Source organism: Desulfobaculum senezii (assembly GCF_054657395.1).
This window is the reverse complement of the sequence record NZ_BAAHYU010000003.1, coordinates 805,848-829,046: the sequence shown is the minus strand read 5'-3', so window position 1 is coordinate 829,046 and position 23,199 is coordinate 805,848. Positions and strand designations below refer to the sequence as shown.

Sequence of the window (23,199 nt, the reverse complement as noted above, 5' to 3'; positions counted from 1 at the left end):
GCCCGCATTCTCCGGACAGCCGGAAGATGCGGGCGCGTCTGTTTTGGCGCCTCTGCGGCGTTATTGTACGTCCTCGCCCTCTGGCGGCGGATGGTCCAGCGTCCGCCGAACAATGGTCGCCTCGCCGGGGCGTACTGTGTGCAGGCGCAAGCGCAAATAGGGCTGTCCCGTCACATCGCGGCTCACCGTGGTCACGACATAGCGCCCGGCAGACAGCGCCACATGCACGCTGCCGCGCTCCGGGTCACGCCGCAGTTTGGGATTTTCCAGCCGCCTGATGTCGCCGTCGGGCTTTATGACGGCCACGGCAAACTCGCGCCCGTAGGCCAGCGCGCTTTCATCAAGGGCGCGGCCACCGGCGGCAAAGCGGATTTCCAATTCGCCCCGCTCCTCGTACCACGCCTTGGCGCGGGCCTCGGCCGAGGCATCGCCAACGCCCGAGGCATGCTCCGGATACAGCGGCCGCCATGCATGCCCGTCGTGGAATTCCACCCACGGCAGGTCGCGGTCCACGCGTGCGGGCACGCCAAGACTCCGCAGGGCCGCCACGGCAAAGACCGCGCGCTCCGCCTCGCTGGTCACAAGGCCGGACGCGGCGTTTTGCATTGGCGTCAGTGGCGGACCAAGCACCGTATCCGGCGCTACGGCAAGGGCCGCACTGCCCCGCGCCACACGCCGCGCCGCGCCAAGAACCGACACTCCGCCGGACCCAAAACGCTCCGCCAGCGACCGCCGCCAGTGCGAATGCGGCTCATCCGCCACACGGCCACTGAGGACATAGTCCCGGAACAGGTCATCCATGGCAGGATGCCCCGCCCGCTGCCACGCATCGCGCGCAAGGCGGGCTTCGGCTTCGGCCTCCTCGGGCCGCATGGCCACAAGGTCCTTGGGGCTCATCTGCTCAAGCGCCTCGCGCAGGGGGATATTGGGCTCACTGGCCGCCATGATGAGCGCGCGGAGCACCTCGTACCCGTCGCGCCCTGCGGCGCGGACGACCTCAAGGGCGGCCTCGCTGCCGGGCACACTACGCCGCTGCATCACGGCGGCAGAAATGCCCGCAAACGCGCCAAGCTCGCTCATGCGGCGGGTTTCTGCGGAGGTTGTCGCCTCCTTGCGCTGGGCCTTGATGCTCTCGTGCATACCGGAAAAATGCTGTTCCACCTCCGCATAGCGGGGAAAGCGCGCCCAGCGCCCGCCCTCGGGCACGCCGCCACGCGCAAGGTCAAGGTGCACCTGTACAGCTTCGTCCGGGGTGACCGAAGTCCACGCGTAGGCCACATGCCCGCCGCGCCCCACGCCAATAAGATAATCGCCCCCGCCAAGGCTGATGCGTCCCTCACCGTCCTCATCCAGCACCACCCGCGCTGCGCGCGTCAGCCCGCCGCCATTCACCACAAACACATACGCCGTGCCGCCGCCAAGAGGCCCATCACCGCCCCGCACACTGAGGAGCACATCTCCGGGCGGGGTGTATTCATGGGTGCGGTTATAGATGTCGCAGGAGCGCTTCTGCGCATAGAGCGGCTCATCCGAAGGGCCGTGGCCGTAGGCCGGGGCCAGAACGATGGGCGCGGCAAGGGCGGGTTTCAGGAACCACCCAACGCCAAAGTCCGCGTCAATCTCCCCTGCGCCTAGAGGCCACCAGCCCCCGGCGGCCCACACCTCAACCCACATATGATTGCCGTCATCATGCCGCCATGCGGGCACAAGGCACGGACGCGCGGGAATGCTGAGCGACCGGCACGCCGCAACAAGCAGGGCCGAAAGTTCCTCGCACCGCCCGGCCCCACGCGCCAAGGTGTCCTGCACGCCTTGGTCGCGGCGCGAGGACGGCCCGTAGGCCGCACGGGTGAACACCCACTGGTTCAAGGACAGCGCGGCGCGGCGCATATCGCCGCTCAGGACGCCAAGGGGAGCCAGCGCGCTGAAAAATTCCCGCCGGTACGGCTGAACTGGCTCCTGCGTGACGCGGTGGGGGACGACATAGCGCAAGAAGATATCCCACGGTACGGAGGGTCCCCACGGCATGGCGCGGCGGGCGATGAAAGCGTAGTCCACGTGCTCGGCAAGGGCGGCCTCGTCCATGGTCATGGCGTCGGCAGGCGGCAGGTTGGCCACCAGAAACCACGCGGCGCGCCGCCGCCGGGAACCGGGCTCGTACCTGCTAAGAAACCGCCGCAGCTCCGGGGCATTCTCCCCGGCAACATCCAAAACGGCCCGGATGTTTTCCGCCGCCTGCTTGGCCCCGGGGGCATCGTCGGGTATCATGGTCTTTGGGGCACTACGCCCCGCACACCCGGCACAAACGCACAACACCAGCACCGCAAGGAGCCGCGCCGGATGCCCGAGACACCGCATCGTCGTCCTGCCCATTCCGCCCTCCTGTGGCTGCTGTGCGCCGCCACGTACTGGCTTGCCGTCACCCTCGGGCACGACACGGCAAGCACGCTGTACGGCCGCATCTTTTCCCTGTTTGGCCGCTCGGTCATGGAGGCCGCCCTCCATGCCGGAAGCCTTGCCTTCCTCGCCCTGCTTGTACTGGCCCGCCTGCGCATTGGCCGTGCGCCCCGCCGCCGCGAGGTTGGCGCATGGGCCATCCTTCTCGCCCTTGTGGCCCTTGCCGACGCGCTGCTGGTGGTCACCAACATTGAGCGCGTCCACTACCCGCAATACGCCCTGCTTGGCCTGCTGCTTATGCTGGCGTGTAAGGACGCCGTGGCGGCCATGCTGCTGGGCGCCTTGGCGGGGTGCGTGGACGAGGCCCTGCAGTACGCCCTGCTTCCACAGTACACCAAATACCTCGATAGCAACGACTGCATTTTGAATCTTCTTGGCGTAGCCATGGGCGTGATGCTATGGCGCTGGGCCAGCACCCGCCCAGCGCGCGCCAGCCAGCCCGCCCGCGCCGTAGGGGCCAGCCTGTGGGGCATCGTCCTGCTCACCGGCCTGTGGGCCGGAGTGACGGACCGCTTCATTCCCTACGCCCAGCCCGGAAACGAATATGCCGTGTTCCCCCTCATCGACGGAACACGGCATATGGTGCTGTCCTTTTTTCAGCCCGCGTCCTTTTGGACCGTGGCCGAATACGGCAGGCGCTATCACATTCTTTCCCCGGTGTGGGGGCTGGCCGCGTTTGCGGCGCTGCTTCTCGCCGTCACCGCGCTGGTGCACGCGGCAACACGCCGCACTACAGACGCGTAACGCGCAGAACCTCCTCCACCGTGGTCCGGCCCTGCCGCACCAGTTCAAGGCCATGTTCCAACATGGAGCGGTGCCCGCCAGCGCGCGCATACTCTTGAATGCGGTCCACACTGGCCTTGCCAAGAATCAGCCCGCGCAGACCTTCGTCCACAGGCAAAAGCTCAAAAATGCCATGACGGCCCTTAAACCCGGTCTGCATGCACGCCTCGCACCCCTGACTGACCTGCTGCTCCGAAATGTCCTTTCCGGCTTCGCCAAGCAGACGCTTGGTTTCTTCCTCAATGGGGCGGGGCGCGGCGCACTCCGGGCAGTTAAGGCGCACCAGACGCTGGCCCATGGCAAGGGACACCGACGACGCCACAAGAAACGGCTCAATGCCCATTTCCAAGAGGCGCGTCACCGCGGTGGCCGCGTCGTTGGTGTGCAGGGTCGCCAGAACAAGATGCCCGGTCAGCGACGCCTGAATGGCGGTGCTGGCGGTTTCCTCGTCGCGAATCTCACCAACGAGGATGATGTCCGGGTCCTGCCGCAAAAAGGCGCGGATGGCTCCGGCAAAGGTCACGCCCGCCGCGCGGTTCACCTGCACCTGATTCACGCCCTCAAGGTTGTATTCCACCGGGTCTTCCACGGTCATAATGTTGCTGGCCTCGCTGACCAGCTCCGACAGCGCAGCGTAGAGGGTGGTGGTTTTGCCGCTGCCCGTTGGTCCGGTAACAAGGACGATGCCGTGGGGCGCGCTCACCACCTGCCGGAACTGCACAAGGTCCTCCCCCTGCAACCCAAGGTCCGGCAGGGACAGGATGGTCTTGGACCGGTCCAGAATACGTAGCACCGCCTTTTCGCCCTTGAGGGTGGGCACGGTGGAGACGCGGATGTCCACGTCCTTGTGCCCCACCTTCACGCGGATGCGTCCGTCCTGCGGGGCGCGCGTTTCGGCCACGTCCATCTCGGCCATGACCTTGATGCGCGCCAGCACGGTGGATTGCAGCCGCCGGTCCAGCTGGCGCACGGTGTGCAGCACGCCGTCGAGGCGGAACCGGATGAGAAAGCGGCCCTCGCTGGCCTCCACATGCACGTCCGATGCGCCCTGACTCACCGCCTGCTGGATGACCTTGTTTACCAGCCGGACAATGGGCGCATCGTCGTGCCCCCAGCCAAGGAGTTCCTGACTGTCCGACGCGGCGTCAAGGTCGCCGTCCTCCTCGCTCTGCTCGCCCTCCTCCTCCCACAGGGACAGGGCTTCCTCCAGCGCGGGATAGAACGCCTCCTCCGCCACCACCTCGGTACGCAGGCCCATGCCTAGCATCCAGCTAAGGTAGTCCGCCTGCACAAGGGCGCGGTCCTTGAGCACCCACACGGTCACGGCGTCACCGTCCATGCCAACGGGCAAGAACTCGTTGCGCTGTGGGAAGGACAAATAGGCCTGCACCACGGTGTCGCTCAGGCTTTCCAGCCGGATGGACTGCTGGGGCATGGTCTACTGCTCCTCCATGATGGGCGTCTCGGTCAGCGGCTTTTCTCCCGCTTCGGGCGCGGGCGCGGGCTTGCCGCCCATGCCAAAGCTCTCAAGGCTCTCGTCCACGGAGTTGGGCGGAATCTCGTCCTCGTCGAGGTTGAATTCCTTATTAATGGCATCCTGCACGCCCTGCGTCTGCTGGCGCGCCTCGTCCAGCTTGCGGCGGCTCAGCTCCATGGCGTCCTCGCGCGTGTGCACGATGTGGGCGGAGACAAAAAGCATCAGCGTCCGCTTCACGGCCGATGTGTTGCGGCTCTTAAACAGCCAGCCAAGGAGCGGCACCTCGGAGATGCCGGGCATGGCCTTTTGCCCACGGTCCAGGTCGTCCTGAATCAGGCCGCCGATGACCATGGTCGCGCCGTCCAGAAGCTGGACCGAGGTTTTGGTGTTGCGCTTGAGGGTAATGGGCAGACCATCCGTGGCGGAAATGGCCGTCACGCGCGCCACCTCCTGATACAGGTCCAGATGGATCAGCCCATCCTCGGCGTTGATGTGCGGGGTGACCTGCAACTTCACGCCGATTTCCTTTTCGCGGTACTGGTTCTGGGTGGTGCCGCCGTCGGTGATGTTGCGCCCTTCCAGCACAAAGCGCTCCTCACCCACAAAGATTTCGGCCTCGGCATGGTCCATGGTCAGAATCTGCGGGGTGGAGAGAATGTTCACGCCCGTGGCTTCCTTCAAATAGGATACAAGCGCGCCAAGGGAGGGGTAGCGCACGCCATCGTAGGTGACCACATCGCCCAATACGCCAAGGGTAAAGCCGCCGGGAAGCGCCGAAAAATTCGGCCCCTCCGGGTCGCTGTCCAGCGTTGGGGCTTGGAAGGGAATCAGCGAACTGTCGCCGGTCTTGGGGTTGTCAATAAAGCCAATGCTGGCCCCAACGTTGCTGCCGCCGCCACCAGCCAGCCATTCCACGCCAAAGGACTGCGCGTTCTCAAGGCTGGTCTCCAAGATGAGCGCCTCCACAAACACCTGATCCAGCGGCCGGTCCAGCTCCTCCACGATGGCGTCCACCCGCGCGAGGAAATCCGGGTCGCCCAGCACCACCAGCGTGTTGGTATCCACATCCGACGACACAAGGAAGGAGTCCTCCTTTTCCTTGCCCGCCACGACGGAGGTTTTGGTTTTGGCGTCCTCGCCGCCCGCGCCCGCAGGCGAGGCGGATTCATCAAGGCGCTCGCCAAGGGACGAGAGCACATCGGCCACGGTATTGGCCTTGGCATTGCGCAGGCGGTAAATTTTGTAATTGGACGTGACGTCCTCGCCGGTATCGAGGCGCTGAAGCAAGGCCTTCACCTCATCCACCTGCGCGGGCAGTCCGGCAATGAGCACGCTATTGGACCAGCCAAGAACATAGGACAGCGGCTCGTCGCCGCCAAAGCCCTTGGCCTTGAGGTCGCCATAGAATTTGGCAATCACACGCTGGGCGTCCGTGGCCTTGACCTTTTCCAGCGGGACAATGTCGTGCTTCCAGTCCGGACGCGTCAGGGGGACGGAGTCCAGCACTTCCACAATGCGCCGCACCATAAGGCGCTTGTCGCTGATGAGCAGGGCGCGCGCCTGCGGGACGGGCAGCGCCGCGCCGTAGCCGGGGCTGACCATACCGGCCACCAGTTCGCTGGCGGACTTTGGCTCCAGCCCGCCCTCAAGGCGGTAGAACACGGTGATGCGCTCGTCGTCGCCGCCGGGGCTGATGCTGGGATAGAGCGTGTCGCCAATCTCCTTCACCTGCCCGCGCCGGACGATGTAGTGCACGTCGTCCTTGATGACCACATCATACCCCACCAGCAGCAGCATATGCCGCAGGATGGTCATCAGCTCGGACTCCGTGACCGGCTCCTTGGAATAAATGCTCACACGCTGGGCGGGGATGCCCTCGTCGTAGACAAAGTTCTTGCCCGTGTAGTTGGCCACAAACTTGACGAGGTCCCCAATGAGGATGTTGTCCAGATTGGCCTGCACGTCCGCGCCATCCTGCGCGGCGGCCGCGCCGCACAAGGTCAGCACCAGCGCCGCGCACACCACGGCATTCCGCATCAGCTTGAGCATCACGTTTCCCCCTGTTCTTCCGCGATGTTGATTCTATCCTGCTTCCGTCTAGTCGATGTTCAAGAGAAAGGTCTTCACATCCTTGCCGCGCTGCACATCCACCGTCACGGTGGTGCCGGGCTTCATGTCCTTGTAGGCCATCAGGAGCTTGTGCGGGCCGTCCATGCGCCTGCCGTTGATGCGGATGAGGACGTCGTTATCCACCAACCCAATGGTGCTGAGGATGGAGTCCTTTTTGATGTCCCGCAGCCGGAAGCCAATCACCTTGCCCCCCTCGCGGAAGGGCTTGAAATTGGCGTGGTTGAGCATCTGTGTGGGGTCCTTGAGGTACGGGGCGATCTTTTTGCCGTCGAGGTTCACGGCCACGGACTTTTCCACCGTTACCGGCGCGGGCAGGTTTTTCTGGTCGCGCAGGTGCACGCGCTGTGTGTCGCCTCCGCGCGTCCACACCACGGCCTGCGGTTCCACGCTAGTCAGCTGCCAGCCCTGCTCGTTTTGCCCGGCGGACAGGGTCTTAAACTCCTGCCCCACCATGAACAGCCCGTACGAGGGCTTGCCCAGCACGGTCCCAAGCAGCCGCCACGACGCGGGGTTGACCTTGGGCGCGGCCTGCTTGGGCGCGGCGGCCTTGGGCGCCGGCGTTGCCAGACCAAGGATATTGCGGTCGCGAATGTCCTTGATGAGCCTGTTCTGCTCCGCCGCGGAAGCAGGCACCGCCTCCGGCGCATCGGGCCGCGGCGGCACGGACACGGGCACAGCCCACCCGCTGACTGCATAGGCAGCGGCCAAACCAACAACAATAGGCCATATCCATTTCAACATATTGAATTTCATCGTCGTTATGCTATACACCTGTAATGTAGAGGTTTCCCCATCATTACTCGGTATAAGCGATTTCACCCTCTACTACAATACGTTTCCCAAATCATTGCACAAGGCGAGCGCTTTTCACCCAGCAGATAACGGCCTGTCACGGGCCTTTGAGGGAAAATGACCAAATCAGGCACCCAAACGCCCTCCCGCAGATTCACCCGCGCCCTGCTCCGGCAGTGGTCCGCCACATGGCGGGGGCTTGTGTCGCCGGGGTACCTTGCGCTGGTGCTTGCCGGGGGGGTGGCCTACGCCCTGCCCCGGCCCGCAGCGTCACTGCCCCTTGGCATGCTGCTGCTCAAGGCCTGCGCCGAGGAAGCCGCCTTCCGCTTTGGCCTGCAGGAGACCGTGCACCGGCTTGTCTCGGACCGAACCTTCGGCCCCGTGAGCGTTGCCAACCTTGCGGCCTCGGCCACATTCAGCGCTATGCACCTTGTGTCCCACAGTCCGCCGTGGGCGCTGGCGACCTTTGTCCCGTCCCTTGCCTTCGGCCTTGTGTGGGACCGCCACCGCAGCCTGCCGCTGTGCGTGCTGCTGCACTTTGTCTACAACGCCCTCTATTTCCACCGCCCCCTGCTGGGCGCAGGCTAGACGGACGGCCATGGCCGCCCGCCCTCGCCAAGGAGTCACCATGCACCTGCCACACCGCCTTGTCCCTGCCGTGCTGGGCCTCGCCCTTGCCGCCCTTGTCTGCGCCTGCGCGCCGCGCACCGCCCCGCAGGACGCCGCACCAACCGGCCCCGCCACGGTACAGGACATCCTTGCCCAGCGCCTGACGCGCCAGCATACGCCCGTGGACTCCGTCTTTTCCCCGCCGGAGGACATCAGCCACCCGCGCCACGCCATACTGCTCTCGCGCCAACATCCGGACGTTGCCCTGCTGCGCGGCGTCACCTGCGCTATCGCCAAGGAAGACGGCGTGGCCGCCGGATTTGAAAACGGCACCGTGACCATCCTTGGCGCAGAGGACTGCCGCACCGCCGCCTTGCCCGGACGCGGCCCTGTGGACCGCATCAGCTGGCAGCCGGGGTATCCGGCCCTTGCGGCAACGCAGGCGGGCTCGCGCGTGGTGCATGTGCTGGCGGTGGAGCGCTGCGCATGGGTGGGGGAACACCGCGTACGGGGGGATATTGAGCGCATCGCCATTTCGCCGCGCGGGGCGTGGCTGGCCGTGGTGGACGCCGCGCACAAACTGTGGCTTGGGTCCTCCGTTGGCGTGCTGGACCATGTGGGCACCCTGCGCTTTAAGGTGCTGGCCTTTGCCTTTACCCCCGGCGAGTCCGTACTTATGGCGGCGGACAGCGCGGGCTGGGTGACGCTGTGGACCACATCGCCCATGGCCTTTGGCGGACGCTTTTTAGTCCCGGGCGGACCATTTGCCGCCGCGCGCTTTGACGGGCGCGTACTGACCCTCACCCCAAAGGACGGACGCCCCGTGGGCTTTGATGTGGCAACACGCGCGCCCGTGCCCCCACAGCCAAACGACAGCCCCTTCACCCTCGGCGGGGGCGTGCTCACCTACACCGCCCCGGACAAGCGCTGGGTCAAGCGCGTTGCCTTCTCCCCGCCGCCCCTTACGGCGGCCATTGCGCCGCAGGCGGAACTACTTCGCCTTGCGGACATGGACGGCGAAACCCGCGTGTACAGCCTGCGCACCGGGCGCGAAACCACAGCCCCGGATGACGCCGCGTGGGAAAGCGCCGCCATCACCGCCACAGGCGAAATTTTGCACGGCGAGGAGCGCTACCGCGTGGCGGATCCCATCATGCAATCTTCCGGCAAGCTGTTGCTCTGCCGGTATATTGCGGGTATAGGATTCTATTTATGGTGGGTAAAATCCCCTTCCGTTGAGGGGGTCCCCGAAGCGCCGCCCGGCGCACTGCCCCTGCGGACATCCATCCGCACGGACACACGCCCCGGCGGCGTACCGCTTGCCAGCCCGCCAGCGTCAGAGGAGTCATCCACACGCGCCAGCGACAAGGAGTCCGCACCATGACACGCGCACGCACACCGCGCCGCACACGCGGCGGCTTCAGCCTCATTGAACTGATGGTCGTCATCGTCATCCTTGGCATCCTTGCCACGCTTCTTGTGCCCAAAATCATGGACCGTCCGGACGAGGCGCGCATCACCAAGGCGCGGCTGGACATCCAATCCATTGAAACCGCCCTCAAGCTCTACAAGCTGGACAACGGCCGCTACCCCACCACCGAGGAAGGCCTTGGCGTGCTGGCCGGAGACTATCTGGAAAGCACCGGCCTGCCGCATGACCCGTGGGGTAATGAATACATCTACCAAGCTCCCGGTCCCGGCGGCGCAGACTACGACATCGTCAGCCTTGGCGCGGATGGCAAGGAGGGCGGCACGGACACCGCCGCCGACATCAGCGCGCTGGACGAGGACGGCTGATGCCCTCGCCCGTGCGCCGCGCGCCGTCTGGCATGACGCTTATCGAAATCCTCGTGGTGATGGCGATTGTTGCCGTGGCGTGGGGCCTTGTGCTGCCGCGTCTGGACATCGGCTCGGCAGGCGATGAGACCGCCAAGCGCCTTAGCGCCCTGACCACCGCGCTGGACGCCGTGCGCGAAGAAGCCCTGCGCACCGGGCGCACACAGGCTGTGACCATCGCCATCGGCGAAACAATGCTGGTGTGGGATGAAACGGAAATGGAACTGCCCGCCGCCGTCTCGCGCGCCAAGGTCAATGGCGAGAATCCGGGCGGACTGGCCTTTGCCTTCAACATTTACCCCAGCGGCGTCAGCGACGAGGTCCGCCTTGTCCTGCGCGACGGCAGCGCCCTGCGCCTTGATGCACTGGGGGACACCTTCGACTCCAACTCATGAGGACGCCCATGCCCCATGCCTCCCGCGCCGGGTTTTCCCTGCTTGAGGTGCTCATCGCCCTGATGGTGGCCGCCGTGCTGGCTGTTGGGCTGATGAGCGCGCAGGGGCATATTGTGCATCTTGCCGAGCGCGGGCGGGGCATATGGGACAACCTCAACATGACCACGCGCCTCATGGCCGAGGATTATCCGGACCGCCTCACCACCCCGTCCGCGGGTTTTGTGCCGGACTCGCAGCAGCCCGGCGGAGAGTGGCAGCTTGAGCGCACGGGCAGCATCGACGGCCTTGGGCGCTACGCCCTCACCACCAAAGTGCCCGACGCCACCCTGCGCTGGGAGTGGCTGCGCAACGAGCGCATCGCCGGGAGTGGACCATGACCGCGCGCCGCACGGGCTTCACCCTTGTGGAACTTTTGGTGGCGCTGGTAGTGGGCGCCATGGTCATGGGCATTGTGCTCGTCTCCGTGGACCGCACCATCCGCAACCACGCCGTGCTGGAGCGTCAGGGCGAAGCGCTCACGCGCATGGCGCGCCTGCGGCGGCTCTTGCACCGCGACTTCGTCAACGCCGATACCGACACCCTCACCTTCACCTCCGGCGCGCTGGAACTGCCCACCACCCATGCCCTTGGCATGGACGCCCCCTTCCGCGTGCTGGTGGAGTGGGACTTTTCCAGCGGCGGCATCATCCGGCGCGAAACCGTGGAAGACATGGACCTTGAGCGCGAGCTTACCGTCCTGCCCCGGTACAATGACTTTACGGCGGAACTCTACGACAGCGGCAAACGGCGCTGGCTCCCGGCGCGGACGCTTTTTTCCATGCAGTCTCCGGCCTTCACGGCCCTGCGCCTGACCCTGACCCCCCAAGGCGGCGAGGAGATCACCATCATTGAACGCCTGCCCGCCATGAAAACGCGGGAGGCCGCACCATGACGCCGCGCCCTGCGGGCAGCCGCGCCCCCCAGCGCGGGGCCGTACTTATCCTTGTGCTGGTGTGCATGCTGGCGGTGGCATCCCTCGTCCTTGGCGCGCTGGACCAGAGCTTTCGCCAAGCGCGCGAGCCAGCCCTGCTGGCCAAGGAATACCGCGCGGACATGCTGGCCGAGGCAGGCCTTGCCGCCGCAGTCCAGCGCATCCAAAACCGCGACACCCTCCCCGGAGCGGACGGTCCGCTGGACGACTGGGCCGAGACATGGTCCGGCCCGGGCATGACCGTGCACATCATCCCCTGCAACGCCTATATCGACCTTGGCTGGCTGCTCCCCGGAGAAACGGAATCGGAACAGCAAACCACAACGGATGCCTCCAAACGCACACAGCGCGCGGTAGAAGAACTCCTGCGTGATGCAAAGCTCCCCATCACCGCCGCGCAGTACCTTATGGACTGGATGGACAAGGACACAGACCGCGAAAGGTTGCACGGAAGTGAAAAATCAGCATATAGTTCAACAGGGAAGGACTACTTTCCGCGCAACGACGCCCTGCCGCGTCCTGAAGAGGCCCTGCTTGTGCGCGAGTGGGATGACGCCACCCCCAAATGGGTACGCGAGCACTTCACCCTGTGGGGGGAAGACGAGGCCGCGCTGAACCTCAACTTCGCGCCGGAGGACGTTATCCGCGCCTTCCTGCCGGAACTTGAGCCGTATGTGCCAAGCCTCCTGCACTACCGCGAAAAGTTTGGCCTGCGCACTCCGGCGGACCTCATGCACGGCGACATCGGCGTGCCGCAGGAGGTTTTTTTAGAGGTGGACCAATACGTCACGGTGTCGGCAGGGGCCTACCGCGTGGTTATCGACGTGGACCGCCAAGGCTGGCACCAGCGCGTGCGGTGCATCGTCAACGTCAACGAGACGGAGTGGGAACTCGTCTGCGCCGATGTGTTGGAGAATTGGCTGGAGGACTAAGACGCGACCCGTACACAGGCTGGCCGCTCCACAGCGCGCCGCCCCTCACGCCCCGGAAACAGGTGGGATACAATGGCCGCAAAGCGCTTCTACGCCCTGCACTTCGATGGCGACACGGAACACTGGGAACAGTTCGACGGCGCGCGCCTCGCCCCGTGCGAGCCGCCCTCCGGCGCGCCGGACTTGCCCGTTGTCGCCCTCATTCCGGACGACCATATCTTTTTCTTTCATCCAGATGATATTTCGCTGACCAAGGCGAGGGCCATGCGCGCGGCGTGCCTGCTGCGTATGGAGCACCTCTTCCCCCAGCCGCAGGACGGGCAGGAACGCGGCCTTGTCCATGGCGGCGCGGGGGGCCTGCTTGGCTTTGTCACCGGGCCGGGGCTTGACGCATTCTGGGAGCGCCACGCCGAGTCCCTTGCCCACGCGACCCTTGTCTCCTCCAAATTTCTGCTTGGGTGGAACGTGGCGGCGCAGCGCAGCCTTGAGCGCTGGACCATGAGTAACGGTTCCAGCCCGCACATCCTCACCAAAGGCGGCATGGTGCACCGCACGCCGGACTCCGCGGAGCTATCCCGCCGCATGGATGACGGGGACCAGCCCACCGCCGTGGATTGGCGCGAGGCCCTCACCGAGGTGGGCACCCAGCCGCGCATGTGGTCGCGCCTGCGCCTGCCGCTCACGCGGTCCGGCTCCCGCGAGGGGATGCTGCGCCACGTCGCCATTGCCGCCGTGTGCATCACGGTGGCCGCCATTCTGGCGCTGTCCGTAAGCGTGCGGCAGTACCTGCACTACAGCGCGGAGGCCGAAACCCGCGAGGCCGCCCTGTCCGAGCTCTACGCCCGCGCCCTTGGCCCGGACCAAGGCCCGGCCCCTTACCGGCGGCTGGTGTCTCTGCACGCGCGCCTCAAGGGCGAGGACATCCCCGGGTTTGACGTCCTCAGTCTGCTTGGCACCCTCAGCGCCAAGGCGCCGCAGGGGCTGAAGGTGGACTCCCTGACGTTGGCCCCGGGCAAAGGCTCCCTGCGCGGCACCCTGCCAAACTACGACGCGGTGGAGCAGTACCTGAGCGCCCTCAAGGACGCCCCGGGCTACACCTTTACACTCCAACAGGCGACCACAGCCGAAGGCGGCGTCGTCTTTGGCATGAACGTCACGGTCACGAAGTAGGGGGAACCATGTCGCTCTTCGACCATCCCGCCGTACAACGCATCCTTGCCCACCCGGACAAGGCCGCCATGCTTGCCCTTGGAGCGTGGGCGGTTGTGCTTTTGCTGCTGTGGGGGGCGGTTTCCGGCGCGGCGCAGACCGCACTGGCCCGCATTGAGGACACGGACAAGCGCTTTGCCCGCGCGGCCCCCCTTGTGCGCGAGGTCCTCTACATGCAGGCCCAGCGCGCGGAATTTGAATCCATGGAGCCGCTGGCCGCCGCCCGCAAGGTCACGCGTGACCTCAAGATGGACGACAGGCTGGCCGCCATCCGCCCCACTCCGGCGGCGGACGGCAACGACGGCATCCAAATGGTCTTTGAACGCTTGAACCTGCCGCAGACCCTGAACCTGCTCAAGAACCTGCGGGACCGGGTGGGGCTGAAGGTGGTGTCCTGTTCGCTCAATAAGCGCCTCGACAACCCCGCCCTCGCAGACATGCAACTCATCTTGGTGCGCTAAAGGAGCCCACACATGGCCGAAACAATTTTGCTGTCCGAAAGAAAACGCCGCCCCGCCCTGCGCGGAGCGGGTATTACGTTGCTCTTCATCGCCGCATTGGTGGCTGGGCTCGCCTTTTTTACCCCGTGGGACCGGGTGTGGTCCGGCGCGCTACAGCTGACCCTGTCGCGCATGGACCAAGTGGAAGCCAAGTGGAAAGGACTTGACGAGGCCAGCATGTTCCGCTTCACCTTGTCGGACCTTATGGGCATGACGCCGCGCATGCGCTTTGCGGCGGACGCCGTCAGCGCCAGCGTCAGCACCACGCCGCTGACGGCCACCAACGTGACCCTCGACCTTGGGCACACCACGGTGCGCATTGACGAAGCGCGGCTGGAGGTTGGGCTTGCGCCCCTTGTCCGGCTGACCATCAGCACCGGCCCGGAACTCACGGCGGAGCTGTATGAAGGGAAAAAGCTCCTCGTCACCGGCTCCGCCAAGGCGGAAAAACTGCTGTCCGGCCGCCACTTCAGCGGCGAGGTGGACCTGCTGGCGGACTGCCAATGGCAGGACGGATGGACGCGCTACCCCAGCACCGGCAATGTGGACATCTACGCCGACGAGTTGCAGCTGCCAAACGGCGTTATGGCCAGCAAAGTCCGGCTGGACATGGACCTGCGCGGCGAGCAAGGCATCATCCGCACCCTGTCCGCCGCGGGTCCGCTTCCCATGGCCGCACAGGGCACCGTGGAGTTCCGCAAGAACCTTTTCTTCTCGCGCGTGGCTCTTAATGGCACCATCGGCTCCGGCGAAGGCCGCATCCCATTCGCCCGTGAAAACAGGCTGACCCGACTTCTGAACTGACGCGAACCCGGACCGGAAACATGATACTGCCCGACTTCACCTTCCCCGCCGCGGCAACGGCGCTGGGACTGGCCCTTGGTGTTCCCGCCGCCACCGCTGTGCGGCGCTATCTGACCACCCTCCCCGATGACGAATACGACGCCCCGCACCGCCGCCTTGCCCTGCTCACCGGGCTGGTCATGGCCGCGGCCAGCCTCATGCTGGCCCTGCGCTATGGTCCGGGGGCGGAATTCACCGTGTACTTCGCCTTTACCGCCGTGCTTGCCACGGCCAGCTTCATCGACCTCTACAGCTTTATCCTGCCGGACGCCGTCACCCTGCCCTGCGCCGTGGCCGCCCCGGTGGCCGCCATTGTCCTGCTGGATATGCCCGTGGTGGAATGCGTGGGCGGAGCAGTGGCCGGAAGCGGCCTGTTCTGGCTCCTGCAACTCATCTACAGGCACGTGCGCGGCGTAGAGGGCCTTGGTTCCGGCGACATCAAACTCATGGTCTGCCTTGGCGCCCTCACAGGGCTGACGCTATTGCCCCTGACCATTTTGCTCTCCTGCTTTGCCGCCCTTGGCGCGGCCCTCGCCATCCGCCTGCGCGGCTCCGCCGTGGGGATGCAGACCGCCCTGCCCTTTGGGCCGTTTCTGTGCCTTGGGGCGCTGCTGACCCTCACCGCAGGCCACCGCATCATGGCTTGGTACCTCGGCGCAGTGCTCTAGCCCCCACGCAAAAAAGCGGAGCGCCCAGCCGGGGCACTCCGCCGTCGCGCGGCGCACAGGCGCCGCGCGGTGAATATTCTTCGCGCCCTACTGCGGCGCGCCGCACCCTGCTGGCGCGCCCTGCCATTCGTCCACCAGCATCAAACGCAGGCCGACATTGCCGGGACCAAGGTCGTGGGTGCCGTAGCCTGTGCCCGTAGCCGCCACCACGCCTTCCGGACCGCTGGCAAAATGGTCTGTCACGCTGTCCAGAATAAGCGCGCCCGTGGGGGTAATGATTTCCTGCCGGAACGCCGTGGGGTACACGGGCTTGCCGCGCAAGAGTTCCAGCGTGGCCGGTGCGGGCAGGCCAAGTGTGCCGTGGGCGCACTGCACGCGCCCGGTAAACCACGGCAGGGGCGAGGACACAACCCGCGTCACGCCAAGCGCCTCCAGCGCGTAAAAGGCCCCCACCACGTCCACAAGGGTGTCCACCGCGCCCACTTCATGAAAATGCACCTGATCCACTGGTATGCCGTGCACGGCGGCCTCCACCTCGGCCAGCCTGATAAAAGCCTGCGCCGCGCGCTCGCACACAGCGCCGCCAAGCTGCAAAAATGAGCTAATAGCAATAATCTCAGACAAATGCCGCAGGGGCTGGTCCGCCCCGCCCTCCACGACAAGGCGCATGCCCACAAGGCCTGTGGCGCGGGTTTCTTCCGCACGCACACGCACGTCCACGCCCACCTCGCGCAGGGCCGTCTCCACCGGAGCAACATCCACCCCAAGGCCGGCCGAGGCGGCAAGGAACATGTCTCCGGCAATGCCGAAGCCGCAATCCATAAACAGTTCTGGCATATCCACTCCATAGGCGGGAGAGGGACCGGCCAAAGCCGGAGAATCCCCTTGAAATACCGCGCCCTCTGTGCAACGTTACATACTATCAGAAGCCGTGTCCTTCCGGGGCGGGGCGCACAGCGCGCCACGCGGCACGGCGTCGTCTTCTGCCACATAAGGAGAAAGCGCATGCTGGTCGGCAATTGGATGAGCACCGAACCCGTCACGGCCCCTCCGGATACCTCCATGATGCGCGCCGCCAAGCTCATGAAGGACAAAGGCGTGCGCAGTCTTTCCATCGTTGACGACGCAGGGCTGCTGCTTGGCATCGTCACCGACCGCGACATCAAGGAGGCCTCGCCCTCGCAGGCCACCACCCTTGATGTGCACGAGCTGTACTACCTGCTTTCCGAGATACGGGTCAAAGACATCATGACCGCCCGGCCACGCCTTGTCACGGTTTCGCCCGAAGACTCCGTGGAAAAGGCCGCCGTTCTCCTCCAGCGCTACAAAATCGGCGGCGTGCCTGTGGTCACCGGCGGCGACAAGCTGGTGGGCATCCTCACCCAAACGGACGTTTTTGACGTACTCATCACCATCACCGGCGTATTGCACGGGGGCTTTCAGTTTGGCATTGAACTGCCGGACCAACCCGGAACCATGGCCGGTCTGGTGGAATTTCTCAACTCCCACCACGCCCGCATCATGAGCATCCTCACCGCTTACGAGCCCGTGGGCGCGCCAAACCGCCACGTTGTGGTGCGCGTGCAGGACATGGACCCCACCGCGCAGACCACCATGCTGGACGAATTGGCGGAGCGCTACGCCGTCCTCTACATCCTGCACGAGGACATCGAGCCTGCCCCGGATGACGGCGCCAGCCCACACCCTGCGTAGTCTGCCCCGCTTGCGCCGTTGTCCATGCGCCATGCGCGGCGGCGGATTTTGTCCATTCAGGCAGTGCGCCCTAATGCTCCCGCAATTTCTGCCGATAGGGTGAAATCTCGCGAGCATACCCGGCACTGCGCTGCCAATGCGGTATCCCTTTTGTACCGCACGGGGCCGTCATTTTGCCGATATATTGTGCGGGGAATATCTGCTAGAATCGTTGTAGACCACAATTCACTGCCAACCCCGCATATTCTATGAAACGGCTTCGCCACGTTTTTGTCCAACTGGGACTTATGGCCTGCGTCTGCGTCCTTTTGGGCGTATGGAGCACCCCCGCGCTGGCGCATTTTGGCGTGGTGAACATTGGGGTGTTGTCCAAGCGCGGGCAAGCGGGCAGCTTTGCGCGCTGGAACCTCACCGCTGCCTACCTCTCCGCCACTGTGCCGGGGCATGTTTTCCGCATTATGCCGCTGTCCTTCGGGCAGGTGCGCCCTGCTGTCGCCAACCGGGATATCGACTTTCTGCTGTGCAATCCCGCCCTGTTCGTGGAGCTGGAGAAAACCAACGGCATCAGCCCGATGTTGACGCTCAACACCACCCGCCTTGGGGTGACCAGTTCGCGCTTTGGCGGCGTCGCCTTTACCCTGTCGGACCGCGTGGACATCAGCACCATCAGCGACCTGCACGGCATCCGCTTTGCGGCGGTGGACCCGTCCTCCCTTGGCGGCTGGCTGGCCCTGCGGCGCGAGTTGCAAAGCATCGGCATCATCCCGGCCAAGGACCTGCGCGAACTCACTTTTACCGGCTCGCACGATAGCGTGGTGGACGCCGTCCTCAGCGGCGCGGCGGACGCGGGAACCGTGCGCACCGGCACGCTGGAACGCCTCAGCGCCCAGCGCGGCATTCCGCCGGGCACGTTCAAGGTGCTGCGCCCCATTGGCGGGCACTCCATCACCTTTCCCTACGAACACAGCACCCGGCTGTACCCGGAGTGGCCCCTGTCGCGTATGCCGCACACCCCTGAAGACCTGGCCCGCCTTGTGGACGCCGCCCTGCTGGCCATGACTCCGGACCATCCCGCCGCCATCACTGCTGGCATTTCCGGCTGGAGCGTCCCCCGCAACTACGAGCCCGTCCACGACCTGCTGCGTGAACTACGCGTGCCCCCTTATGAGGACTACGGCAAGCTGGACCCTGCGGCCTTTTTCGCGCGGTATTGGCCCTATATCCTTGGCGCACTTCTCGCCATAATCATCCTTATGGGCGTCACGCTGCACATTCTGTGGCTGTACTCCCGCCTCAAGGTGACGGAAACCAACTACCGCGCCCTGTTCGAGAGTGCCACGGACATGACCTTCGTTTGTGACGGCGAGTACATTATGGACGCCAACCCCGCGGCCTGCCGCACCCTCGGCTTCACGCGCGAGGAGCTTCTTGGCGCGCGGATGCAGGACATCATCGCCGAGCCCATGCACGAACTGCCGTGCGAAAACGCGGACGCCCCGCACACCGCCCACACCTACAAAACCAGCTACCGCACCCGGGACGGACGCACCATTCCCGTGGAGCTCAATACCAACGTCATCGAATACATGGGCGAGGAAGCCGTCTTCCACGAAGCCCGAAATATCACCAGCCGCATGCAGGCCGAGAACGCCCTGCGCCAAAGCGAAGAGAAATTCCGCGCCTTTTTTGAACAGCACTCCGTGGTGATGATGGTGGCGGACGTCGCAACTGGCGTCATCACGGAAGCCAACGCCGCGGCTGCCGAGTTTTACGGCTATCCTCTGGACACCTTGCGCGGCATGCACGTGACCGATATCGACACGGACGACCCTGAAACCATCGCCGCCGCCATGGGCGAAGCCGTTAACGGCAACAAGCAAATCTTCCCCCTCGCCCATCAGCTCCGCTCAGGAGAAGTCAGAAGCATTGAACTGCACGCCGTGCCCATGATTGTGGACGGCAAACAAACCATCTACGCCATTATCATTGATGTGACGGAGCGCCAGCGCATGGAGCAGGAACTGCGCAGCGCCAACGCCTTTCAGGAACTCATGCTGGAAAACGGCATGATTGGCATCTGTTATGTCAGCAACACCACAATACAGTGGACCAACTTCCGCTTCACGGAAATCACGGGCTACACGCAGGAGGAGATCCGCCACAACCCAGACCGCCTATTCACCTCGCCCAAAGACTTTCAGCAATTCCGCGTGGACACGGAAAATACCTTCCAGCGCGAGGATATCTACGACGCCATTCACGAATTGAACCGGCCCGATGGCATGCGCTACTGGTGCCGCATTACCGGCAAGGCCATCGACGGCGCCGCCCCACTCAATGGCACGCTGTGGCTCATTGACGACGTCACGGAAGAAAAAATCATGGAGGACCAGCTCCGCCACACCAACCGCATGCAGCAGGTTCTGCTGGAGAACGATATCCTCGGCATAGGCCTTGTGCAGGACGCCACCTTCCAGTGGGTGAACACCCGCTTTGCCGAAATGGTGGAGCGGCCGGAGGAGCAGCTCGTCGGCGCCCCAATCGACACCCTCTTCCCCTCGCAGGACGACTTTCAGCAGCTGCGCACAAGAGCGTACGAGGACCTCGCCCGCGGCGACACCACCGAAAGCATCATCCGCATGGGCCGGGGGAGCTACGATTCCTTCTGGTGCCGCCTTATCAGCCGTTTTCTTGTGCCGGGCGATGCCTCCAAGGGCGCCGTGTGGATGATGGAGGATGTGACAGAACGCCGCCGGATGGAGGAGGAACTGCGCCTTATGGCCACGCGGGACGCCCTCACCGGCGCACTCAACCGCAGGCGCTTTATGGAAAAGGGAGAGAACGAAGTCCGCCGCGCGCGCCGCTACGGCCACGCCCTTACCGCCCTCATGTTGGACCTTGACCATTTTAAAGTCATCAACGATACCTACGGCCACCACACCGGTGATGAAGTGCTCAGGGCCGTTGTGGACGCCTGCCACGACACCCTGCGCGACTCCGACGTCTTTGGCCGCCTTGGCGGCGAGGAATTCGCCGTCATCCTCACGGAAACCACCGCAGAAGCCGCCTGCGACGTTGCCGAACGCCTGCGCCAGCGCATTGAGAGCATCTCGTCCGTTAGCAGCGAGGGCGAGCCCCTGCACTTTACCGCCAGCATCGGCCTGTCCACCCTCAGGGACACCGACACCACGCTGGAGGACGTGCTCCGGCGCGCGGATGACAACCTCTACGAGGCAAAACAGCAAGGGCGAAACCGCCTCGTCTGCGCCTAAGCCCAGCACCCTTCGTGTCACCAATGTCATTTTTTTGTCATTATCGCCCCTGCAATTATTCGTGTTGACATGCATACCCCCCTCACCTATGAGACTGTTCTCTTTCACCCTCAAACAGTCTCAAGAAGGAACTGATCATGATCATCACCAATGTCGAAACCGTCCCGGGCAAGACCATTACCGAGCACTACGGGCTCGTTTCCGGCAACACCATCCGCGCCCGGCACATCGGTGTCGACATCATTGCCAAGTTTAAAAATATATTCGGCGGCGAGCTTCGCGGCTACACCAAGCTGCTGCAGGACTCCCGCCAGGAAGCCATCGACCGCATGGTGGCCGAGGCCGAACAGATGGGCGCCAACGCCATCGTCAACGTGCGCTTTGCCACCTCGTCCATCACCGGCGGCGCCGCCGAACTCTACGCCTACGGCTCCGCCGTGCTGGTGGACTAGGAGGCCGCATGCTCGATCTCCTTTTCCTCCTTGCCCTGCTTGCCATTGGCTACGCCATTGGCCGAAGCGTTGAGCGCAAGCACTACGCCTCCATCGAACGGCGCGAAGAGGAACAGGTCGCCGTGCCGACCTTTCCCTCCCGCCATCTCACGGCCTCCGATGACGACATCCGCTCCGCCAAGGTCGTCTATGGCAGCGCCGTCATCTCGGTGGACTTCTTCAAGCGCTTTTTGGCTGGCCTGTACGCCATCATCGGCGGCCGCGTGACCTCGTACGAGCCCCTGCTCGACAGGGCCCGGCGCGAGGCCATCCTGCGCATGAAGGAGCAGGCCCAGACGGCCGATATGATCATCAACGTCCGCGTGGAGACCTCCTCCATTAGCAAAGGGCGCTCCAACAAGGCCGTCGGCTGCGTAGAAGCCGTTGCCTATGGTACGGCGGTTGTGCTGCGTGGCTAGCCCCCGCATCCTTCCCCGCCGCGCGCGGACCAACGTGAACGTCTCCGACGAGCACCCCCTGCGCAACCTTGTGGCGATTCTGGGCGGCATGCTGGCTCTGGCGGTGCTGTGCTACTGGATTCTCGGCTTTGCCGTGGATATTGTCGCCCCGCACATCCCCCTGAGCACAGAACGCCGCATCAGCGACCTGCTCCTTGACGCGTCGCCAAAGCTCAAGGACTCCATGAAGCCCGCCCCGCGCCTGCAGCATATCGCCGAGATGCTGCATGAGGACGGGGTGGACATGCCCGTGGAGGTCTACCGCAGCTCCGCGCCAATAGTGAACGCCTTTGCCCTGCCGGGCGGGCGTATCGTCATCTGCAAGGGCCTTCTCGACAGCGTCCGCTCCGAAAACGAGCTGGCGTTCATCATTGCCCATGAGATGGGGCACATCGCCCATCGCGACGCCATCCGCAAGCTGGGGCGCGCCCTCGTCTTCATGGCCATCTCCGCCAGCTTCGGCGGTGTGGAGAACGACCTGAACACCACCATCGCCGGGATGCTCAACGTCACCGAACTCGGCTACAGCCGCACGCAGGAAACCGCCGCCGATGAATACGGCGTGGACGCCATGCTGCGGGCCTACGGCCATTCCGGCGGCATCACGGACTTCTTCGAGCGCCTTGCCGAAAACAACGAAACCGTGGGGTGGTTCGACGGGTTGACCTCAACACACCCGGAACTGCAAGACCGTATCAACCACCTGCGGGAGTATGCCCGCAGTCACGGTGGGACCGAAGGCCCCCTTCTGCCCGTACCGCCCGAACTGGGCGATGCGGCGCACAGCCTGCCCGCCATATAGCCCACACGCAAACGGCCCGGATGAATCGCTTCATCCGGGCCGTTTTTTTATGCAAAGACTGAAATATAAAGAACGGTCAGCGCGAACGCGGACCGGCGTTGCACGCCATATAGGGGCAAAACTCCACCGCGGCGTCCGTCAAAAGCGTTGCGTCGCCGCGTCCGGTGTACAGAGCAAGGGGGGCTTCCACGGTCATACCGGGTTTGGCGCCCCGCACACCCTCCACCAGCACCAACCGTGCGGCGTCCTCAATGCGGGAGTGGACAAAGCGCATGCGCTTCACCTCCAGCCCGCTGGCCGTCATGTCGGCCAAAAGGCCCGCAAGGCGCTCCGGCAGGCCAATAAAACACGCGCGGCCCTTGGTGCGCAGCGCATATGCCGCCGCCCGCACAAAGTCCGAAACCGGCGCCACAGCCTCAAAGCGCGCGGCGTCGCGACCGGCATCCTTTGGGCGGCGTCCCGACCCCGGCGTACGGTACGGCGGATTGCAGACCACAAGGTCATGCGCGCCGCCTTCAAGGGCGCTGGCGCGCACCTCGCTGACGCTCCCCGGCATGGCCGAAAAGTGCTCCCCAAGGCCAAGGCGCGCCGCGTTGGCCGTGGCGGCGCGGACCATCTCCGGGTTCACATCCAGACCGGTAACGCTGGCCGTGCCCGCACCATCTCGCAGCAGCAGGGCAAGCCCCACCACGCCGCAGCCGGTGCCAAGGTCCACAATGCGCCGCGCAGCTCCCGGGCCGGCAAAACACGCCAACAGCAGCGCATCCGCCGAGAACCGAAACCCCGCCTCCGGTTGCACCAGCCCGCGGGGGAAATACTCCCGCGCGGCCTGTGGCGTCATGTGTTCGCCCGCGTCCATGCC

23 protein-coding genes are annotated in these 23,199 nt (G+C 64.8%); 17 read left to right on the top strand and 6 right to left on the bottom strand.

Annotation, left to right across the window (positions count from 1 at the left end):
* Positions 1-60 precede the first annotated feature (60 nt).
* A complete protein-coding gene (locus tag ACYQ2T_RS12730) occupies positions 61-2,373 on the bottom strand; it encodes a transglutaminase domain-containing protein (RefSeq protein WP_459901038.1) in 2,313 nt (770 codons plus the stop codon).
* Between ACYQ2T_RS12730 and ACYQ2T_RS12725 the strand changes: the two genes are divergently transcribed.
* Positions 2,341-3,201, top strand: coding sequence for a VanZ family protein (locus tag ACYQ2T_RS12725; RefSeq protein ID WP_459901037.1), 861 nt, complete (start codon positions 2,341-2,343; stop codon positions 3,199-3,201). The genes ACYQ2T_RS12730 and ACYQ2T_RS12725 overlap by 33 nt on opposite strands.
* Here the strand turns inward: ACYQ2T_RS12725 and ACYQ2T_RS12720 are convergent.
* Genes ACYQ2T_RS12720 through ACYQ2T_RS12710 form a run of 3 tightly spaced genes read right to left on the bottom strand, consistent with a single transcriptional unit; the run spans position 3,188 to position 7,588 of the window.
* Complete coding sequence (locus tag ACYQ2T_RS12720; RefSeq protein ID WP_459901036.1) at positions 3,188-4,675, bottom strand: GspE/PulE family protein; 1,488 nt, start codon at positions 4,673-4,675, stop codon at positions 3,188-3,190. The two genes, ACYQ2T_RS12725 and ACYQ2T_RS12720, sit on opposite strands and share 14 nt — an antisense overlap.
* A gap of 3 nt (positions 4,676-4,678) precedes the next feature.
* Entirely contained in the window at positions 4,679-6,766 is a 2,088-nt protein-coding gene (locus ACYQ2T_RS12715) for a secretin N-terminal domain-containing protein (RefSeq protein WP_459901035.1), read from the bottom strand.
* A gap of 48 nt (positions 6,767-6,814) precedes the next feature.
* A complete protein-coding gene (locus tag ACYQ2T_RS12710; protein ID WP_459901033.1) occupies positions 6,815-7,588 on the bottom strand; it encodes a PDZ domain-containing protein in 774 nt (257 codons plus the stop codon).
* Between the two features lie 168 nt (positions 7,589-7,756).
* Between ACYQ2T_RS12710 and mrtJ the strand changes: the two genes are divergently transcribed.
* The 11 genes from mrtJ (at position 7,757) to ACYQ2T_RS12655 (ending at position 15,601) form a co-directional block, all read left to right on the top strand.
* Positions 7,757-8,227 (top strand): JDVT-CTERM system glutamic-type intramembrane protease MrtJ, encoded by a 471-nt coding sequence (gene mrtJ, locus ACYQ2T_RS12705; protein ID WP_459901031.1) that lies wholly within the window; start codon positions 7,757-7,759, stop codon positions 8,225-8,227.
* A 40-nt stretch (positions 8,228-8,267) separates the two neighbouring features.
* Positions 8,268-9,632, top strand: coding sequence for a WD40 repeat domain-containing protein (locus tag ACYQ2T_RS12700; protein WP_459901029.1), 1,365 nt, complete (start codon positions 8,268-8,270; stop codon positions 9,630-9,632).
* The gene (gspG, locus tag ACYQ2T_RS12695) at positions 9,629-10,045 is read left to right on the top strand and encodes a type II secretion system major pseudopilin GspG (protein WP_404843434.1); all 417 of its coding nucleotides are present in this window, start codon (positions 9,629-9,631) and stop codon (positions 10,043-10,045) included. Before ACYQ2T_RS12700 ends, gspG begins: the two co-directional genes overlap by 4 nt.
* Positions 10,045-10,479 carry a pilus assembly FimT family protein gene (locus ACYQ2T_RS12690; RefSeq protein ID WP_459901027.1) on the top strand — a complete coding sequence of 145 codons (435 nt, stop codon included), beginning with the start codon at positions 10,045-10,047 and terminating at the stop codon, positions 10,477-10,479. The genes gspG and ACYQ2T_RS12690 overlap by 1 nt, the downstream gene beginning before the upstream one ends.
* A gap of 8 nt (positions 10,480-10,487) precedes the next feature.
* Positions 10,488-10,856, top strand: coding sequence for a prepilin-type N-terminal cleavage/methylation domain-containing protein (locus tag ACYQ2T_RS12685; RefSeq protein ID WP_459901026.1), 369 nt, complete (start codon positions 10,488-10,490; stop codon positions 10,854-10,856).
* Complete coding sequence (locus tag ACYQ2T_RS12680) at positions 10,853-11,410, top strand: prepilin-type N-terminal cleavage/methylation domain-containing protein (protein ID WP_459901024.1); 558 nt, start codon at positions 10,853-10,855, stop codon at positions 11,408-11,410. Before ACYQ2T_RS12685 ends, ACYQ2T_RS12680 begins: the two co-directional genes overlap by 4 nt.
* Complete coding sequence (locus ACYQ2T_RS12675) at positions 11,407-12,381, top strand: type II secretion system minor pseudopilin (protein ID WP_459901022.1); 975 nt, start codon at positions 11,407-11,409, stop codon at positions 12,379-12,381. The genes ACYQ2T_RS12680 and ACYQ2T_RS12675 overlap by 4 nt, the downstream gene beginning before the upstream one ends.
* Before the next feature lie 72 nt (positions 12,382-12,453).
* Positions 12,454-13,551, top strand: coding sequence for a hypothetical protein (locus tag ACYQ2T_RS12670; RefSeq protein WP_459901020.1), 1,098 nt, complete (start codon positions 12,454-12,456; stop codon positions 13,549-13,551).
* A gap of 8 nt (positions 13,552-13,559) precedes the next feature.
* Positions 13,560-14,051: a type II secretion system protein M gene (locus tag ACYQ2T_RS12665; RefSeq protein ID WP_404843440.1), complete on the top strand. Its 492-nt coding sequence runs from the start codon at positions 13,560-13,562 to the stop codon at positions 14,049-14,051.
* 12 nt (positions 14,052-14,063) lie between these two features.
* A complete protein-coding gene (locus ACYQ2T_RS12660) occupies positions 14,064-14,894 on the top strand; it encodes a hypothetical protein (RefSeq protein ID WP_459901018.1) in 831 nt (276 codons plus the stop codon).
* A 20-nt stretch (positions 14,895-14,914) separates the two neighbouring features.
* Positions 14,915-15,601 (top strand): prepilin peptidase, encoded by a 687-nt coding sequence (locus ACYQ2T_RS12655; RefSeq protein WP_459901017.1) that lies wholly within the window; start codon positions 14,915-14,917, stop codon positions 15,599-15,601.
* 87 nt (positions 15,602-15,688) lie between these two features.
* Here the strand turns inward: ACYQ2T_RS12655 and larC are convergent, their stop codons facing one another.
* The gene (larC, locus tag ACYQ2T_RS12650; protein ID WP_459901015.1) at positions 15,689-16,438 is read right to left on the bottom strand and encodes a nickel pincer cofactor biosynthesis protein LarC; all 750 of its coding nucleotides are present in this window, start codon (positions 16,436-16,438) and stop codon (positions 15,689-15,691) included.
* 168 nt (positions 16,439-16,606) lie between these two features.
* On the opposite strand from larC, the gene ACYQ2T_RS12645 reads away from it, so the two are divergent.
* The 5 genes from ACYQ2T_RS12645 to ACYQ2T_RS12625 all read left to right on the top strand — a co-directional run bounded on the left by ACYQ2T_RS12645 (position 16,607) and on the right by ACYQ2T_RS12625 (position 22,337).
* Positions 16,607-17,314: a CBS and ACT domain-containing protein gene (locus ACYQ2T_RS12645; protein WP_459901013.1), complete on the top strand. Its 708-nt coding sequence runs from the start codon at positions 16,607-16,609 to the stop codon at positions 17,312-17,314.
* 248 nt (positions 17,315-17,562) lie between these two features.
* Positions 17,563-20,586: a PAS domain S-box protein gene (locus tag ACYQ2T_RS12640; protein ID WP_459901011.1), complete on the top strand. Its 3,024-nt coding sequence runs from the start codon at positions 17,563-17,565 to the stop codon at positions 20,584-20,586.
* 137 nt (positions 20,587-20,723) lie between these two features.
* Positions 20,724-21,038, top strand: coding sequence for a YbjQ family protein (locus ACYQ2T_RS12635; protein ID WP_404843446.1), 315 nt, complete (start codon positions 20,724-20,726; stop codon positions 21,036-21,038).
* 8 nt (positions 21,039-21,046) lie between these two features.
* Positions 21,047-21,496, top strand: coding sequence for a YbjQ family protein (locus tag ACYQ2T_RS12630; RefSeq protein ID WP_404843447.1), 450 nt, complete (start codon positions 21,047-21,049; stop codon positions 21,494-21,496).
* Complete coding sequence (locus tag ACYQ2T_RS12625; protein WP_459901010.1) at positions 21,468-22,337, top strand: M48 family metallopeptidase; 870 nt, start codon at positions 21,468-21,470, stop codon at positions 22,335-22,337. Before ACYQ2T_RS12630 ends, ACYQ2T_RS12625 begins: the two co-directional genes overlap by 29 nt.
* A gap of 76 nt (positions 22,338-22,413) precedes the next feature.
* On the opposite strand, the gene ACYQ2T_RS12620 is transcribed toward ACYQ2T_RS12625, so the two are convergent.
* A complete protein-coding gene (locus ACYQ2T_RS12620; protein WP_459901008.1) occupies positions 22,414-23,196 on the bottom strand; it encodes a tRNA1(Val) (adenine(37)-N6)-methyltransferase in 783 nt (260 codons plus the stop codon).
* Positions 23,197-23,199: the final 3 nt, after the last annotated feature.

Excerpts from the sequence above, each read along its gene's own strand:
- ACYQ2T_RS12725 (WP_459901037.1), top strand. The coding sequence starts at position 2,341 with ATGCCCGAGACACCGCATCGTCGTCCTGCCCATTCCGCCCTCCTGTGG.
- ACYQ2T_RS12730 (WP_459901038.1), bottom strand. The coding sequence starts at position 2,373 with ATGGGCAGGACGACGATGCGGTGTCTCGGGCATCCGGCGCGGCTCCTT.
- ACYQ2T_RS12720 (WP_459901036.1), bottom strand. The coding sequence starts at position 4,675 with ATGCCCCAGCAGTCCATCCGGCTGGAAAGCCTGAGCGACACCGTGGTG.
- ACYQ2T_RS12715 (WP_459901035.1), bottom strand. The coding sequence starts at position 6,766 with ATGCTCAAGCTGATGCGGAATGCCGTGGTGTGCGCGGCGCTGGTGCTG.
- ACYQ2T_RS12710 (WP_459901033.1), bottom strand. The coding sequence starts at position 7,588 with ATGTTGAAATGGATATGGCCTATTGTTGTTGGTTTGGCCGCTGCCTAT.
- mrtJ (WP_459901031.1), top strand. The coding sequence starts at position 7,757 with ATGACCAAATCAGGCACCCAAACGCCCTCCCGCAGATTCACCCGCGCC.
- ACYQ2T_RS12700 (WP_459901029.1), top strand. The coding sequence starts at position 8,268 with ATGCACCTGCCACACCGCCTTGTCCCTGCCGTGCTGGGCCTCGCCCTT.
- gspG (WP_404843434.1), top strand. The coding sequence starts at position 9,629 with ATGACACGCGCACGCACACCGCGCCGCACACGCGGCGGCTTCAGCCTC.
- ACYQ2T_RS12690 (WP_459901027.1), top strand. The coding sequence starts at position 10,045 with ATGCCCTCGCCCGTGCGCCGCGCGCCGTCTGGCATGACGCTTATCGAA.
- ACYQ2T_RS12685 (WP_459901026.1), top strand. The coding sequence starts at position 10,488 with ATGCCCCATGCCTCCCGCGCCGGGTTTTCCCTGCTTGAGGTGCTCATC.
- ACYQ2T_RS12680 (WP_459901024.1), top strand. The coding sequence starts at position 10,853 with ATGACCGCGCGCCGCACGGGCTTCACCCTTGTGGAACTTTTGGTGGCG.
- ACYQ2T_RS12675 (WP_459901022.1), top strand. The coding sequence starts at position 11,407 with ATGACGCCGCGCCCTGCGGGCAGCCGCGCCCCCCAGCGCGGGGCCGTA.
- ACYQ2T_RS12670 (WP_459901020.1), top strand. The coding sequence starts at position 12,454 with ATGGCCGCAAAGCGCTTCTACGCCCTGCACTTCGATGGCGACACGGAA.
- ACYQ2T_RS12665 (WP_404843440.1), top strand. The coding sequence starts at position 13,560 with ATGTCGCTCTTCGACCATCCCGCCGTACAACGCATCCTTGCCCACCCG.
- ACYQ2T_RS12660 (WP_459901018.1), top strand. The coding sequence starts at position 14,064 with ATGGCCGAAACAATTTTGCTGTCCGAAAGAAAACGCCGCCCCGCCCTG.
- ACYQ2T_RS12655 (WP_459901017.1), top strand. The coding sequence starts at position 14,915 with ATGATACTGCCCGACTTCACCTTCCCCGCCGCGGCAACGGCGCTGGGA.
- larC (WP_459901015.1), bottom strand. The coding sequence starts at position 16,438 with ATGCCAGAACTGTTTATGGATTGCGGCTTCGGCATTGCCGGAGACATG.
- ACYQ2T_RS12645 (WP_459901013.1), top strand. The coding sequence starts at position 16,607 with ATGCTGGTCGGCAATTGGATGAGCACCGAACCCGTCACGGCCCCTCCG.
- ACYQ2T_RS12640 (WP_459901011.1), top strand. The coding sequence starts at position 17,563 with ATGAAACGGCTTCGCCACGTTTTTGTCCAACTGGGACTTATGGCCTGC.
- ACYQ2T_RS12635 (WP_404843446.1), top strand. The coding sequence starts at position 20,724 with ATGATCATCACCAATGTCGAAACCGTCCCGGGCAAGACCATTACCGAG.
- ACYQ2T_RS12630 (WP_404843447.1), top strand. The coding sequence starts at position 21,047 with ATGCTCGATCTCCTTTTCCTCCTTGCCCTGCTTGCCATTGGCTACGCC.
- ACYQ2T_RS12625 (WP_459901010.1), top strand. The coding sequence starts at position 21,468 with ATGGTACGGCGGTTGTGCTGCGTGGCTAGCCCCCGCATCCTTCCCCGC.
- ACYQ2T_RS12620 (WP_459901008.1), bottom strand. The coding sequence starts at position 23,196 with ATGGACGCGGGCGAACACATGACGCCACAGGCCGCGCGGGAGTATTTC.